Genomic DNA, 14,762 nt, shown 5'->3' on the forward strand with positions numbered 1-14,762 from the left:
ATATGCAACAGCCTTATCTTACCGGCCGCCTGCTTTATTTTTGACAAGCCGGAACGTATCCCGCGCGATCAGCAGCTCCTCGTTCGTCGGAACGACCAGCACGCTGATCTCGGAATCGTCGGTCGTAATTCTGCGCGGCTCCGAAGAGCGAATCGCGTTCCTCTCCTCGTCCAGCCGCACGCCGAAGAACGTCAATCGCTCGCAGACCGCCTTGCGCAAGACGTCCGAGTTTTCCCCGACGCCTGCGGTGAAAATGATCGCATCGGCTCCATCCATCGCCGCGACGTAAGCGCCGATATATTTGCGAATCCGGTAAGCGTACATGTCGAACGCCAGCTTCGCCTTCTCGTTGCCTTCGTTCATCGCCTCGACGATCTCGCGCATATCGCTGCTGACTCCCGAGACGGCGATCAGTCCGCTGTGCTTGTTTAGCATCGAGCTGACCTCGTTCAGCGTCAAATCTTCCTTGTTGATCGTGTACGGCACGACCGCCGGGTCCAGATCCCCGCTGCGCGTCCCCATCATCAGCCCTTCAAGCGGCGTCATGCCCATGCTCGTATCGTACGACTTGCCGTGCAAAATCGCGGTGCAGCTCGCTCCGTTGCCGATGTGGCACGTGATCAGCTTCAGCTGGTCGAGCGGCTTGCCCAGAAACTCGGCCGCGCGCTGGCTGACATAGTCGTGCGACGTGCCGTGGAAGCCGTAGCGGCGGATTTTGTGCTTGCGGTACAATACCGTCGGAATCGCGTACAAGTACGAGATCGGCGGCATCGTCTGATGGAAGGCGGTATCGAACACGACTGCCTGCGGGACGCTTGGCAAGTTGTCTTCGACCGCCGTGATGCCCATCATGTGCGCCGGATTGTGCAGCGGAGCCAGGTCGAACAGCCTGCGGATTTCCAGCTTGACGCTGTGGTCGACGAGCACCGACTCGCTGAACGATTCGCCTCCATGCACGACACGATGGCCGACTGCCTGAATGTCCGAGATGTTCCGCAGCACGCCGAACTTCCGGTGCGTCAGCATGTCGAGCACCTTCTTGATCGCCGTCGTATGATCGAGAATTTCGCTTACTTCCCGCACTTCCGGCTGATGGGCGACCTCGTGCGTCAGGATCGAGGAATCCATTCCAATCCGCTCGACCCGTCCCGTGGCCATGGCGGTTTCCGTCTTCATATCGTACAGCTGGTATTTGAGCGAGGAGCTCCCCGCGTTAATGACGAGAATGTTCATGACAACCGTTCACCGTCCTTGTCGTACTTGAAAAATCCGATTCCCGTCTTGATGCCGAGCTGGCCGGCCCGTACTTTCTTCTTCAACAGAAACGACGGCCGGTATTTCAGTTCCCCGTATTCCCGGAACATCCGCTCAAGGGCGGCCAGAACGGAATCGAGCCCGAAGCGGTCCGCCATCTCCAGCGGTCCGTGCTCGAAGCTGTAGCCCATGCTCATCGCATCGTCGATGTCTTCGGGAGAAGCCACCCCTTCTTCAAGCAGATGAAGCGCTTCGTTGATGAGCAGGCAGATCAGCCTCGTCGTCACGTATCCGGGAGACTCGTACACCATGACGCCTTTTTTCGACAGGACGTGGTCGATGAACGACTTCGTCTTGCCGAACGTCTCGTCGGAAGTTTGCAGCCCCCGAATGATCTCGACGACATCGATCCGGAAAGCCGGATAGACGAAGTGCATGCCGATGACCCGTCCCGGATATTTACTGACCCCCGCAAGCTCGGTCAAGCTCAGCGTCGACGTATTGCTCGCCACGATCGCATCCGAAGCCAGAATGTCGTCGAGCTGTCGGATCACTTCTTTTTTGCTGTCCAGCTCTTCGCTGATCGTCTCGATGACAAGATCGCATTTCGCCAGATCGTGCAGCGAAGCTTCCATATGTATTCGGCTAAGCGTGAGCTTCTTCTCCGCCGCCGTAATGGCCCATCTCTCGAGCTGTCGATCCAGGCTGAGCTCCAGCATTTCCCTTGCCTGCTGAAGCTTCTCCGGCGTTTTCTCCACCAGATGCACGTCCAGCCCTTTTACCGAGAGCATCTCGGCAATGCTCTGCCCCATCGTTCCCGCGCCTACTACGCCAACGACTCTAAACATATGTCTGTTCCCTCCAACCCGATTGCTGCGATGAATTTCGCGCTCTATACAAGAATAAGATGATCGCACCCGTTCCGCATTGAAAAATCTCACATTGCGGAACATTTTATCGGGTACTCTCATCTTATCATATCACCATTATCGTGACGAATCAGCGAACCATTCTCGGAACCACTTTTTCCAGTTCTCCACGTATTGCTCCTGAGTCGCCCACTGCACCATCACGACCGATTCGTTCGCGGCGAGGTCGATCGTGACCGGGTTTCTCTCCGACTCGGGCAGCCTGTACGGCACGAGCTGAATCCGATCGTCCGAGACGATGACCGCGACGTCTTCGTCCTGGGAAGTGAAGGCGTCGACCGCGTCGGGTTCGATGCGCGTCACTTCGGACCAATCGAGCGCCAGAGGTTCGTCCTTGGCCACTTTCGTTTTCTCCAATCGAACGTCGACCGTCGGCCATCGCCGGATCTCCTCGGCGCCGTACACTCCGGAGACTTTAAGCGCTTCTTTCGCCACCCAGGCGTTGTTCTCCCGCACGACGGCCCAGCGATTGACCTGCGCGGCCGGATCTTCGCTGCCCAGCGCTTCGTTCAACGAGACGTTCTCCATGCTCAGCGCGTCGAGATTGGCGGCCCGATTGGCCGGTTTCAGCGTCTGCAGCAAGTTGACGACGACGTCGCTCTGCCCGACGGTGCGTCCTTCGGTGTCCACGTTCGTCGTCTGCAGAACCGAGACGTAACGATCTCCCGCATAGAGCAGTTTCTCCGTTCTTCTCAGCCTGGATGCGTCCTTCTCTCCCTTAACTTCGGCAGTAGTGGACGTCTTGACGCCCTTCAGGTGGGCAACCAGTTGCTGATCGCCTTTGCCCAGCGGATCGTCCACAACTTCGATCTGCCAGAAATCTTGTCCGTAAGGCATCCAGATGCCTTCTCCGCTGCCGATCTGCTGCAGGCGATCGTTCTCGGGAGCGACCACGATCGTCCGGTAGCTGCTCCGCATATCCGTCTCGTCCTTGCGCAATCCAATGACGACCGCCGAGTGCGGAAGCTTGTTCGTCTCGTCTGCCTCGTCGGAGGCGGCGGCGCTGGAAGCTTGCTCCGTCGGAAGCGCCAGCTCCTCGCCCTTCCGCTCGGCGCCGAAGCCGTCCCATCCCCAGAGCGCGACAGTGACGACGGCGATCAAGAGGAACGAGGCGCCGACGACGCTCAGTCTGAGAAACGACGGACGCTTGGCTCCCCGCCGTGGATTGTCCAGATTTTCGTTGATTTTCCTTCGCAGATTCTCGTCGAACCCGTTTCGGGAAAACGGACCGCTTCTTAGCTGCTCGAATAAATCTTTGTCATCCACCGCGGTTCGCCTCCTTCATTTTCGATAGTTTCTGACGGGCGTGGAACATGCGCGACTTCACGGTTCCTTCCGTCACGTCCAAAATTTGCGCGATCTCCTTCAAGGACATCTGATGATGAGCGTATAGAATAATAACCTCCCTGTATTTCTTGGGCAGTTCGAGCACCATCGCCCACATATCGTTCACGGCCGATTTCTCCATCACGTCCTGCTCCACCGAATGCCGCTGCCCGTAATCCTCGACGAAGTCGGACAGCGTCACCTTGCGGAAGAAAGCGGATCTCTGAAAATCGATCGCAGTATTGCGGGTAATGGTCAGCAGCCAAGTTTTGACCGAGGCGTCCCGACGAAACGCGTGCATGTTGCGGAATACTTTAATGAACACTTCCTGCGTGATGTCGTCGGCGAGGTCCCATTTGCGGGTAATGCTGTAGGCGTAATTCCAGACTTCCTTGCCATAGGCCGTCATCAGTTCGTTCAGCAATCCTTGGTTGTCGTCGCTCTCAACCATATATTTAAGGAAATCGAAATTGCGTTGGGACTCCAATCTTGCCACCTCTAATCCGTTAGACGATTCATAAACGCACTCGGTTCAATGCTATCACATTTTTTAACCGATTTCCTTCCCCCCGACGACAAATCAACCTAAAATTCCATTAAAAAACACGGCTCCGACAGTCGGCCTGATTGCAGCGGTCCTGCCGCTATGTAACGCGAAAAGACCGCCCGGCTCAATGCCGCAGCAGTCTTCTCGAACATCAAGCCGCTTGGTGGGACAGAATGTCCCGCAATTGCTTGCCGGACAGCGTCTCCTCGCTGATCAGATGGTTCAGCAGCAGCTTGAAAGACGCCTTGCGCCGGTCGAGCAGCTCTCTCGTCTTGTCCGTCAGTCCGCCAAGGATGGCGGCGTTCTCCGCCGACCACTGCTCTTGCGTCAGCGCCTGCGGGTGGACGATGCCGAGCTCGGACATGCCCGACTCGATCATCGTGCGGACGATCGACGTCGCCTGATCGAAGTCGCCCTTGGAGCCCGTGCTGCGGCCCCCGTAGAAAATCTCTTCCGCGACGGCGCCGCCGAGCGCGATCATGATCTGCTCCTCCAGCACCGTCTGCGTATACAGGTAGCTGTCTTGGCGGGGATGATGGCGCACGTATCCGAGCGCCTGCCCGCGCGGCGTAAGCGACACTTGCGCGACGCTGTTCGGACGCACCGTCTCGGCGACGATCGCATGGCCGAGCTCGTGGATCGCCACGCGCTCGCGCTCCTCGCGCGTCGTCTCGCGGTCCATCCGCTCGCCCATCATGACCTTGTCGATCGCCTGGGACAGATGCGCCATCGTAATCTTCTCCGCTTCTTCGCGCATCGCGTAGATCGCCGCTTCGTTCATGACGCTCTCCAGCTGCGCGCCGGAAAATCCGAACGTCTCCTCCGCCACCTTGACCAGCGAAGCGTCTTCGCCGAGCGGCTTGTTGCGGGCATGCAGCTTCAGAATGTGCTCCCGGCCCGTCTTGTCCGGCATATCGACCTGAATGTGGCGGTCGAACCGGCCCGGACGCAGCAGCGCCGGATCGAGCAGCTCTTTGCGGTTGGTCGCCGCGACCAGCAGCACGCGCACCGATTCGTCGCCTTGCACGCCGTCCATCTCCGTCAGCAATTGGTTCAACGTCTGGTCGTACTCGCGATGCTGGCCTCCGTCCCGTTTGCCCCCGATGCCGTCGATCTCGTCGATGAAAATAATGGCGCTGCTCCGTTTCAGCTTAACCGCCTGCTGCCGCGCCTCCTTGAACAGATCGCGGATTCTGCCGGCGCCGACGCCGACGTACATCTCCACGAATTCGCTGCCCGACGCCGCGATGAACGCGGAATGCGTATACTGCGCCGCCGCTTTCGCCAGCAGCGTCTTGCCGGTTCCCGGAGGTCCGGTCAGCAGGATGCCCTTAAGCGGGCGAATGCCGAGCTTCTGGATCTTGTCCTTGTGGACGAGGAAATCCAGCGCCTCCTTCAGCTCCCGCTTCGGCTGATCCTGTCCCCCGATGTCGTCGAAGGTAAGAAATTCCGGCTTGCGGACGATCGTCTTCTTGCCTCCGGCCGCTCCCATCGCCATCCCGCGCGAGCGGGAGAACAGATAGACCGCGGCGAACATAATGAGCCCCATCGCCAGAATGGCGGGAGGCAATCCGACGTACACTAGAAAAATAAGCGTCACGATAATGGCTCCGATCGCCATTTCTTTGCCGTATTCGCCGATTTTACGCATTCGGCCACACCCCCATCGTTGCAGGCTGGCGAGGAAGCACGACGAACTTCGCCGCGTCTCCGTCCCTCAAGGAGACATAGACGTTGTTCTCGTCGATGTCCGTCGTCGCCGTAACGCCCGGAAATTGCTCGGACAGCTTCTCCATCGCTTCCCGGACGCCCGAATATTTGCGGTTCTCCATCGCCTCGGCGACATCGAACAAGGAATAGCTCCAAGCCTTGTCCAGCAGCTCGCTGCCGCGGGCCGTCACCTTCAGCTCCAATTGCCGGCTGCCGATCTCTCCGGCTCCGTCCTGCTTGATCGTGCGGTACACGTCGCCCAGGTTGGCGCCCGGCGCAAGCTCGACGCTGATTCTTACAAGCGAGCCGGTCATGTCGATGTTCGCGGCTTCCACGCCGGGAACCGAGACCGCCACTTTGTCGAGCGGCTTCTCAATGCCGTAATGGCGGTAGGCGAACCATCCGCCGAACAAAATCGCGGCCGTCAACGCCGCCGTTATCGTAATCGGAATTAATTTAATTTTATTCATTCGCCGATCCCCCTCTATGAAGTAAACTAGGTTGTCTGCAGTGATCGGGACTGGTCAATTAAGGTCAAACGAGAAACTCGGCCCTGTCGAGTACAACTAACAGTATATCAGGAAATGATAGACGAATCGTTAGACGATGTCTGGCAATGCAAGCAAAAACGCCCTCGATTCCTTGGTGGCAGGAACGAGAGCGTTTCTATAATTATTGGGAAGACAGTACATAAGTCCGTATGCGCGAACCGTCCGCGAACGAGTAGAAGTCGAGCGATTGATGCTCCTGGCTGTTCTCGTTCCAGTAACGGATTTCCCACGCGGGCTGTCCGCTGAACCAGGCCGGCATGATGCGGATCGGCTCGCCGGGATGTTCCGCCGCGAACTTGGCCAGCATCTGCTCCTCGGTCATGTTTTCGCTCGTTTTGTGGCGCACGATTTCATTGGGAAGCTGGAACAGCGTCCACCGTTCGCCTTCGGCATCCTCGCCGGTCACGATCCACACCGTCTCCTGCCAGGTGTGGGGAACGGCTTCGTACACTTTGACCAATTCCCCCTGCTGCTTGGCGATCCGGATCGCCTCGTTCTCCGCGCGCCGGTAATCCGCGTCGGCCGAACGCACGTAGAGCACGAACGAGACGGCGACGAACACGACGAATCCGGCGATAATGACAAGCCACCGGCCGAGGGTAAGGGAAGGAAGCGCCCGCTTGCCTTCGCTCCGGCTCATGTTCATGCCCGCAGCCCCCGGTAACAGCGCTCCGCTTCGGCCATGATTTTCTCCTCGTCAAGCGTCGTCAGCTTGCCGTCCCGCAGCAGTTGCTTGCCGTCGACCCATACGTGGACGACGTCCGAGCCTCTGGCCGAATAGACGAGGTGCGACACGTAATCCGTGCGCGGCACGAAATGAGCCTGGGCGATGTTGACGGCGATGATATCCGCTTTAAGACCGGCTTTCAATTGGCCGGTAACGCCCTCGAGCCCCAGCGAGCGGACCCCGTACAGCGTTGCCATTCGCAGCGCCTCCGTTGCCGGAACGACCGTAGGATCGCCGCTGACGCCTTTATGCAGCAGCGCCGCTGTCGTCATCTCCTGGAACAGGTCGAGATTGTTGTTGCTGGCCGCGCCGTCCGTGCCCAGCGACACCGTTACGCCCGCCTTGAGCAGGTCGGGTACGCGGGCGACGCCGCTCGCCAGCTTCAGGTTGCTGATCGGGTTATGCGATACGGCGACCTTCCGTTCGGCCAGCAGAGCGATCTCCTCGTCGTTCAGATGCACCGCGTGAGCGACCAGCGTCGGTCTGCTGAACACGCCGAGACGATCGAGATGTTCGACAGGACGACAGCCGTAATCGCGCACGTTCTGCTCGACCTCCGCAAGCGTCTCGGACATATGCGTATGCATCGGCAAGTCCAGCTCGTGCGCCGCTTCCACGAACTTCACAATATAATCCGGGGGACAGGTGTACGGCGCGTGCGGCGAGATCATCACGTTGATCCGTCCGTTCGCCCGGCCGTGCCAATCGCGCGCGAAGCGGATCGCGTCCTCCAGCTTCGCCTTCTGCACATCCTCCGGACACAGGCCGATGACGCCGCGCGTCAGGCTGGCTCTCAGTCCGGACGTCTCCACCACTTCGGCGACGCGGTGCATCTGGTCGTACATATCAACGAACGTCGTCGTTCCGCTCTTGATCATTTCGGCCGCGGCCAGCGCCGAGCCCCAGTATACGTCGTCTTCCGTAAACTTCGCTTCGGTCGGCCACATATGGTTTTGCAGCCAATCCTGCAGAACGAGGTCGTCGGCCATACCGCGCAGCAGCGACATCGCCGCATGTCCGTGTGTATTGACGAGCCCCGGCATGAACAGCAGTCCCTTGCCGTCCAGCGTCTCGGTCGCCGAATCGATCTGCTCCCGCGGAGCTTCTCCTTCGCCAAGCGCGGCGATTTTGCCGTCCTCTACGGCAAGCCAGCCTTGAAATACCGGCAATTGTTCGTCGATCGTCACGAACGTGCCTTGTTTGATTAACAACCGGGTCATTGTTCCTCGTCCCCTTCCGACTCTTCCTCGTTTTGATCGTCCATGTAATAGGCCAAGCTGAGCAGCTCGGCGGTAAAATCGGCGTTGTGAATACGCACGCCGGGCGCGGCCTTCAGTACGACGGGGGCGAAATTAAGCAAGCCGCGAATGCCCGCCGCGACGAACCGGTCCGCCACATTCTGCGCTTCCCCCGCGGGAACCGTAATGATTCCGACCGCGATATCCAGATTGCGAACCGTCTCGTTCAAATCCTGCATCGGCTGCACCTTGAGGTGGTTGATCGAGGTGCCGGCCTTGCTCTTGTCGGCGTCGAACACGGCCACGATCTTCATATTGTCCTTGATATACATATTATAATTGCACAAAGCGCGCCCCAGGTTCCCCGTTCCGACCAAGGCGACGTTCATCGTTTTGTCCAATTTCAAAATTTGCCGGATCTTCTCGATCAGGTAATCGACGTTGTAGCCGACGCCTTTGCGGCCGAATTCTCCGAAATACGCCAGATCCTTGCGGATTTGCGCCGGATTAAGGTCCAGCTTCTCTCCCAAGTCCTGAGAGGATACGGTCTGTATGTTGCTGAGACTGAGTTCATTCAAATAACGCAAATAAATCGGCAGCCTCCTGACGACGGCTTCGGAAATTTTGATCGGCTTCATCGCATGTCCCCTCTCTCTTGCGTCGCGGCTAATCTGTCTTGTTCGCCCGCGTCCGGCTCCAGCCACTGCCGGATTCTGGACGTCATGCCGGCCAGCGGCAAATGCTCCATCTTCGGACCCGGCAGCGAATACAGAAAGTATTTGCCGTAATTCGTGTCGATCACTCTCGTATCGTACAAAATGACGATGCCCTTGTCGCTCGCCGTGCGGACGAGGCGGCCGAACCCCTGCTTGAACTTGATGACCGCCTGCGGCAGCGACAGCTTCATGAACGGATTCTGGTTCTCGGCCTGCAGCTTCTCCGACTTGGCTTCCGCCACCGGATGGTTCGGCGGCTGGAACGGCAATCTGACGATCGCCAGACACGTCAGCGCGTCGCCTGGCAAGTCGATGCCTTCCCAGAAGCTGCTCGTGCCGAGCAGCACCGAGGCGGGCTGCTTCATGAACTGCTGCGTCAGCCGGCTTCTGCTGCCGTCGTCCACCCCTTGGCCGAGCACCTGAATGCCGGCCTGCTCCAGACTGTCCTTGAGCGGGCCGTAGACGTGCCTCAGCATCCGGTAGGACGTGAACAGCACGAGCATTCTGCCGCCCACCGTCAGCGCCGTTTCGTGCAGCGAACCAATCAGCGCCTTGACGAAAGCCGCCTCTCCGTCCCTGCCCTTGATCGCCGGAAAATCCCGCGGAATCAGCACAAGCGCCTGCTCCCGATAACGGAACGGAGACGGCAGCATCGCCGTTTTGAGCCGGCCTTTCTTCTCCGCGTCGATCAAGCCGAGCTGATCGGTCACGTATTTGAACGACTTGTCGATGGTCAGCGTCGCCGACGTCATGACGACGCTGGCCTTTTTGTCGAACATGCCTTCCTTAAGCAGCTCGCTGACGTCCGCAGGAGCCCCGTAGACGCTGACGGAACGATTGCGGTATTGCGTATGCCCCTCCGCCCAATAGACGAACTCAGGGCGGCCCAGCGTCACGAACGACTGCGTGTCGGCGCGAATGTTGGACAGATCCTTCAGCACGCCCCCGAGGTCGGTAAGCAAGCCTTGCATGCCCAGCTCGTCCGACTCCTCGCGTATGTCGACCGTCAGCTTCTCCAGCGGGCGAATCAAGTCCGACAGCAGCTGGATGACGTTGTTGCCGTCTACGCCAAGCGCCTCCCATTGCGAAGGCAGGTCGGACGGCTTGATCCGCACCGTCAGATTACCGGTTTCGTCTGCCGCCGCATTGGAAGCGAGCATCGCGAACAGCGCTTCCATCCAGCGCTCCCAAGCTTCGCGGATTTCCTGCACTTTGGGCAGCAGCAGCTCCAGCTTTTCCGTCCATGCCCCCGCATAGTCCGAAGCCATCGCGGACACGGAACCCAGAAGCTGCGGCAGCAAGCCCGTGCGGGCATCCTTCCACAGCCGCTGAAGCGGAATGATCAAGGAGGAGTAGGACGTCTTCTGACCCAGATGGCTGCTCGCCACTTCCTCCAGATGGTGCGCCTCGTCTACGATCAGCCGGTCGTAAGCGGGAAGCAGGCGATGCTCGGCTCTCATATCGGTGAACAGCAGCGCGTGGTTCGTAATGATCAAATCCGCCTTGCCCGCTTCGTTCCTCGCCCGGTGATAGAAGCATCGCCTGAACCATGGACAGGCCCGGTTCAGACACGAAGCCGCGTCGCTGGCGACGGCCGCCCATTCCTCGCGGTTCCGGCCCCCGACGTTCAGCTCCTCCGACTCGCCGCTGGTCGTCTCTCCCAGCCAGACGGTCATGCCGGCCCTGGCGACGGCCTCGTCCTTGCCGAGCGCGTGCTCGGGAACTTGCTGGCGGCTCTCGAACTTGCGAAGGCACAAATAGTTGCTTCTGCCTTTGAATACCGACGCCTTGAACGACATCGGAAGCACCTGCTGAAGCAGCGGCAGATCCCTCTCCCGAAGCTGCTCCTGAAGCTGGATCGTATGGGTGCTGACGACGATTTTTTTGTCCTCTTTCCGCCCATAATAGAGAGCGGGAAGCAAATAACCGAGCGACTTGCCGGTGCCGGTTCCCGCTTCGACGAGCAGATGGGAGTCTTCCTGCAGCGCCTCGTTTACTTCGCGAAACATAATCTCCTGGCCTTCCCGCGATTCATAGCCGGGAAAAATCGTTTGCAAGTTGTTGCGAACCGCTTCCAGGTAGCCCTCGAAATCCATGTCCGGCCAACCGGCGGCAGCGGAAGCGTCCTCCTCGCGCGAAGAAGTCTGCTGCTCATCGCTCCAATCCCCGACGTTCATCGCGAACTGGCGAAAATGATGAATTCCGTCTTCCGCCAGCGGCGGCTGAGTTTCCCGCCAGGCGAGCGCGTCGGCGATCAGCCATCCGAGGTCGTGCCGATCGGAATCGAACATCGCCTGCAAGCGCTGAAGCGTAAACATCGGCAGCGTTCTCAGCTTGTCCCGGCACAGCAGGAACAGCTCCGCGGTGGCGACGGCGTCGCTGTCCGCTTGATGCGGACGATCGTGGGCAATGCCGAGCGCGTGCGTCAGCGACGTCAAGGAGAACGAGGATTGCGTCGGAAACGCGATGCGGGCCAGGTCGACCGTGTCGATCATGCGACCCGCGAACGGCAAATAGCCGCTCCGATCAAGGGCGGCTTGCAGGAAGTGGGCGTCGAAGCCCACGTTATGTCCGACGAGTACGACGTCTTGAAGCAAAGGTACGATGTCGCCCAGCATATCCTCCAGCTCGGGCGCGTCCGCCACGTCGGCGTCCGCAATGCCGGTAAGGCGGGTAATCTCCTGGGGGATCGGTTTGGAAGGCCGCACGAAGCTTGCATACGTGGAACAAACGGTACCCGCTTCGTCGATGAACGCGAGTCCCGTTTGGATAATTTCATCTTTATCGGACGACATGCCCGTCGTTTCAAAATCGAGCACGGCAAATTTCATTCCAGACTTCCTTTCCGTCACGCCTGCACGAGCGATTGCAGCTCCGCGCTGCCGAATTGCAATTGAATTTGATTGTTGCCTTGGACGACCGATTGCAGATTAAGCTTCGGATCGGCAAAGCCGGGATCGGCTTCCAGCGCCTTGTGAAAATACGACTGCGCCTTGTCGAGGTGAGCGTATATCGCCTGGATGCATCCGAGCGCGTTGTAGGCGATCGCCTGCAGTCTCTTCTCATCGGTAATCGCCGCGATCAACTGGAAGTGCCGCTGGGCTTCGCTCCAGTTCTTGAGATGCATGAGCGACATGGCCAGAAACAACCGGGCGCACAGAAAATCCGGATAAGAAACGATTGCCTGCTCCAGCTGCTCCGACGCTTGCTTGAACATCTGCAGCTTGAAGTAGCCCTGACCCTTGACGAACGAACCAAGCATTCTCTGCGGCTCCTCGGCGGCGACGAGCTCAGGCTGCTGCTGCTGGAGATCGCGGAAGCAGCCCATTTTATCCTCGAATTGAAGCCATAACTCAATAATATCATCACTTAGCGTTTTGAGCATGTCCCATTGTTGCCGACAAGCGATTTTTTCTTCGGCGGAGGCTTGCGGATAACGTAAGATGAGGTCGTCGAGCACGTCGTTCATCGTCGCGAACCATTGCTGGATCATGTTCGTTCCCCCTTGATCGCAAAGTGATACTGTACTGCTCATTCTGCGTTCCGAGGGGGTGTTTCATACGCGTTACAAAACGGTCGAATGCGGCTCCTCCGCCAACAATTTGACAACCCGGTTGCCTTCGTCCATAATGGCGACCCGCGGATGATGGCGGCGGGCTTCCTCGTCCGAGAACAGCCCGTAGTTGATGATGATGACCTGATCGCCCGGCTGGACGAGTCTGGCCGCCGCTCCGTTCAGGCAGATGACGCCCGAGCCGCGCGGCCCCGGAATGGCGTACGTCTCGAACCGCGCTCCGTTGTTGTTGTTAACGATCTGAACTTTCTCGTCGGGCAATATATCCACGAGCTCCATCAAATCCTGGTCGATGGTTACGCTGCCTACGTAATTCAGGTTGGCTTCCGTTACCGTCGCGCGATGGATTTTCGCTTTCATCATTTGGCGAAACATGCGTGAACACCTACTTCCTTGGGATTTAACAGCCGATTGTCGATCAGGCGGGTCGTTCCGAACCGGACGGCGAGCGCGACGAGCACCGAACCGTCGATGCTCCTTAGCGGCGTTCCCGGCTCCGGCGGCAGCAAGTCGGGATACGTCAGCGCTTCGGCGTATTCGACTTTCGCCAGCGGCGAGCGCCGGATTTCCCGTTTAAGCAGCTCGGACAGCTCCGGAGCGTCCACCCCTTCGCCGATCCATTCCGCCACTCTGGAGAGCGAACGCGACAGCGACAGCGCCTGCTCCCGCTCCTCCGCGTTCAAGTAGACGTTCCTGGAGCTGAGCGCCAATCCGTCTTCCTCCCTCACGGTCGGGCAAGGCACGATTTCGGTCGGAATATTCAAGTCCTGCGCCATTCGGGTGACAACGGCGACCTGCTGGGCGTCCTTCAATCCGAAGTACGCGCGGTCCGGCTGGACGATGTTCAGCAGCTTGGCGACGACCGTCGCCACTCCGTCGAAATGGCCCGGGCGGCTCGCTCCGCACAGTCCGTCCGTCACCTCGGCGACTGTGACGGTCGTCACGCGCCGCTGCGGGTACATCTCCTGCACGGTCGGGAGGAAGACGAGATCGACGCCGCAGGAAGCGGCAAGAGCGACATCCTTCTCCTCGTCGCGGGGATATTTGTCCAAATCCTCGTTCGGACCGAACTGGATCGGATTAACGAATATGCTGAGCACGGTCAAGCCATTGTCCTGAACCGAGCGGCGAAGCAAGCTGGCGTGGCCTTCGTGCAGGTAGCCCATCGTCGGCACGAAGCCGACGGCTGCCGCTTCGATCGGCCGGGAGCGGCGGAAGGAAGCGATCTCCTTCCTAAGCTCGGCAACGGTGCGAACGATCGTCGGCTTGGATGTCATTTGCGCTCTCCTCCGTACAGCTTGCCCGTTCCGCTCTGGGCGGGATCGGCGGACTGCTGCAATGTAAAAGCGTGCTTCTCTTCCGGGAAAGCTTTCGTTTTCACTTCGTCTACGTATTGCGCGATCGCGTCGCGGATCGTATCCCCGACGTTCGCGTAGCTTTTCACCATTTTTTTGTCGCGGATGCCCGAGCCGTAGCGAATCAGGTCATGATAGACGAGCACTTGCCCGTCGCATCCCCGTCCTGCCCCGATGCCGATCGTCGGAATGCCGACCGAATGCGTCACGGCCGCGGCCAATTCCTCCGGCACGAGCTCCAGCACGATGCCGAACGCTCCCGCATGCTCCAGCGCCTTGGCGTCCTGCAGCAGCTTCTCCGCCTCTTCGCTGCTCTTGCCCTGCACCTTGTAGCCCCCGATCTGGTGAACCGATTGCGGAGTCAGGCCGAGATGGCCCAGCACGGGAATGCCGGCCGACGTCAGCAGGCGAACTTCCGCGGCGAGCTCCGCTCCGCCTTCGAGCTTGACCGCCTGCGCGCCGCCCTCCTGCATGATTCTGGCGGCGTTGCGCAGCGTCGCTTCGGGACCGAGCCGGTAAGTGGCGAACGGCATATCGGTCACGATCATCGTCCCCGGCGCGCCCCTGACGACGGAACGGGTATGGTAGATCATATCTTCAAGCGTGACGGGAACGGTTGTCTCGTAGCCCAGCACCACGTTGCCCAGCGAGTCTCCGACAAGAATGAGATCGACTCCGGCTTCCTCCGACAGCATCGCCGACGGATAATCGTAAGCGGTCACCATCGCAATCGGTTTTCCTTGGTTTTTCATCGTCTTCAGGCGCGGTACGGTCAACGCTTGTTTCATGGGAGTTCCTCCTAGGAAGTCGGATGACAAACAGCAAAAAAACCCAT

At 59.2% G+C, this 14,762-nt stretch carries 14 protein-coding genes; all 14 read right to left on the minus strand.

Going from position 1 to position 14,762, the window contains the following annotated elements:
- Positions 1-18: 18 nt before the first annotated feature.
- On the minus strand, positions 19-1,233 hold the full coding sequence (locus B0G52_RS06420) for an acetate kinase (protein ID WP_094042704.1): 1,215 nt from the start codon (positions 1,231-1,233) through the stop codon (positions 19-21).
- The gene (locus B0G52_RS06425; protein ID WP_094042705.1) at positions 1,230-2,102 is read right to left on the minus strand and encodes a 3-hydroxyacyl-CoA dehydrogenase family protein; all 873 of its coding nucleotides are present in this window, start codon (positions 2,100-2,102) and stop codon (positions 1,230-1,232) included. The genes B0G52_RS06420 and B0G52_RS06425 overlap by 4 nt, the downstream gene beginning before the upstream one ends.
- 138 nt (positions 2,103-2,240) lie before the next feature.
- The gene (locus B0G52_RS06430) at positions 2,241-3,449 is read right to left on the minus strand and encodes a hypothetical protein (RefSeq protein WP_094042706.1); all 1,209 of its coding nucleotides are present in this window, start codon (positions 3,447-3,449) and stop codon (positions 2,241-2,243) included.
- Positions 3,442-4,005 (minus strand): RNA polymerase sigma factor, encoded by a 564-nt coding sequence (locus B0G52_RS06435; RefSeq protein ID WP_369827019.1) that lies wholly within the window; start codon positions 4,003-4,005, stop codon positions 3,442-3,444. The genes B0G52_RS06430 and B0G52_RS06435 overlap by 8 nt, the downstream gene beginning before the upstream one ends.
- Positions 4,006-4,207: 202 nt before the next feature.
- Positions 4,208-5,707, minus strand: coding sequence for an AAA family ATPase (locus tag B0G52_RS06440; protein ID WP_233162422.1), 1,500 nt, complete (start codon positions 5,705-5,707; stop codon positions 4,208-4,210).
- The gene (locus tag B0G52_RS06445) at positions 5,700-6,236 is read right to left on the minus strand and encodes a hypothetical protein (protein ID WP_094042707.1); all 537 of its coding nucleotides are present in this window, start codon (positions 6,234-6,236) and stop codon (positions 5,700-5,702) included. Before B0G52_RS06445 ends, B0G52_RS06440 begins: the two co-directional genes overlap by 8 nt.
- A 202-nt stretch (positions 6,237-6,438) precedes the next feature.
- Positions 6,439-6,963: a cell wall elongation regulator TseB-like domain-containing protein gene (locus B0G52_RS06450; protein WP_094042708.1), complete on the minus strand. Its 525-nt coding sequence runs from the start codon at positions 6,961-6,963 to the stop codon at positions 6,439-6,441.
- A complete protein-coding gene (locus B0G52_RS06455) occupies positions 6,960-8,264 on the minus strand; it encodes an amidohydrolase (RefSeq protein WP_094042709.1) in 1,305 nt (434 codons plus the stop codon). The genes B0G52_RS06450 and B0G52_RS06455 overlap by 4 nt, the downstream gene beginning before the upstream one ends.
- Positions 8,261-8,920, minus strand: a complete 660-nt coding sequence (locus B0G52_RS06460; protein WP_094042710.1) for a redox-sensing transcriptional repressor Rex — start codon at positions 8,918-8,920, stop codon at positions 8,261-8,263. The genes B0G52_RS06455 and B0G52_RS06460 overlap by 4 nt, the downstream gene beginning before the upstream one ends.
- Positions 8,917-11,829 (minus strand): ATP-dependent DNA helicase DinG, encoded by a 2,913-nt coding sequence (gene dinG, locus B0G52_RS06465; RefSeq protein WP_094042711.1) that lies wholly within the window; start codon positions 11,827-11,829, stop codon positions 8,917-8,919. Before dinG ends, B0G52_RS06460 begins: the two co-directional genes overlap by 4 nt.
- A 17-nt stretch (positions 11,830-11,846) precedes the next feature.
- Positions 11,847-12,491: a hypothetical protein gene (locus B0G52_RS06470; RefSeq protein WP_094042712.1), complete on the minus strand. Its 645-nt coding sequence runs from the start codon at positions 12,489-12,491 to the stop codon at positions 11,847-11,849.
- 72 nt (positions 12,492-12,563) lie between these two features.
- Positions 12,564-12,947, minus strand: a complete 384-nt coding sequence (gene panD, locus B0G52_RS06475; RefSeq protein ID WP_094042713.1) for an aspartate 1-decarboxylase — start codon at positions 12,945-12,947, stop codon at positions 12,564-12,566.
- Positions 12,932-13,849 (minus strand): pantoate--beta-alanine ligase, encoded by a 918-nt coding sequence (panC, locus tag B0G52_RS06480; protein WP_094042714.1) that lies wholly within the window; start codon positions 13,847-13,849, stop codon positions 12,932-12,934. The genes panD and panC overlap by 16 nt, the downstream gene beginning before the upstream one ends.
- Complete coding sequence (gene panB, locus B0G52_RS06485; protein ID WP_094042715.1) at positions 13,846-14,715, minus strand: 3-methyl-2-oxobutanoate hydroxymethyltransferase; 870 nt, start codon at positions 14,713-14,715, stop codon at positions 13,846-13,848. Before panB ends, panC begins: the two co-directional genes overlap by 4 nt.
- Positions 14,716-14,762 lie beyond the last annotated feature (47 nt).

It is taken from the genome of Cohnella sp. SGD-V74, from assembly GCF_003001675.1.
Classification (GTDB): Bacteria; Bacillota; Bacilli; order Paenibacillales; family Paenibacillaceae; genus Cohnella.

Coding starts and splice junctions, on each gene's coding strand:
- B0G52_RS06420 (WP_094042704.1), bottom strand. CDS start 1,233: ATGAACATTCTCGTCATTAACGCGGGGAGCTCCTCGCTCAAATACCAG.
- B0G52_RS06425 (WP_094042705.1), bottom strand. CDS start 2,102: ATGTTTAGAGTCGTTGGCGTAGTAGGCGCGGGAACGATGGGGCAGAGC.
- B0G52_RS06440 (WP_233162422.1), bottom strand. CDS start 5,707: ATGCGTAAAATCGGCGAATACGGCAAAGAAATGGCGATCGGAGCCATT.
- B0G52_RS06445 (WP_094042707.1), bottom strand. CDS start 6,236: ATGAATAAAATTAAATTAATTCCGATTACGATAACGGCGGCGTTGACG.
- B0G52_RS06450 (WP_094042708.1), bottom strand. CDS start 6,963: ATGAACATGAGCCGGAGCGAAGGCAAGCGGGCGCTTCCTTCCCTTACC.
- B0G52_RS06455 (WP_094042709.1), bottom strand. CDS start 8,264: ATGACCCGGTTGTTAATCAAACAAGGCACGTTCGTGACGATCGACGAA.
- B0G52_RS06460 (WP_094042710.1), bottom strand. CDS start 8,920: ATGAAGCCGATCAAAATTTCCGAAGCCGTCGTCAGGAGGCTGCCGATT.
- dinG (WP_094042711.1), bottom strand. CDS start 11,829: ATGAAATTTGCCGTGCTCGATTTTGAAACGACGGGCATGTCGTCCGAT.
- B0G52_RS06470 (WP_094042712.1), bottom strand. CDS start 12,491: ATGATCCAGCAATGGTTCGCGACGATGAACGACGTGCTCGACGACCTC.
- panD (WP_094042713.1), bottom strand. CDS start 12,947: ATGTTTCGCCAAATGATGAAAGCGAAAATCCATCGCGCGACGGTAACG.
- panC (WP_094042714.1), bottom strand. CDS start 13,849: ATGACATCCAAGCCGACGATCGTTCGCACCGTTGCCGAGCTTAGGAAG.
- panB (WP_094042715.1), bottom strand. CDS start 14,715: ATGAAACAAGCGTTGACCGTACCGCGCCTGAAGACGATGAAAAACCAA.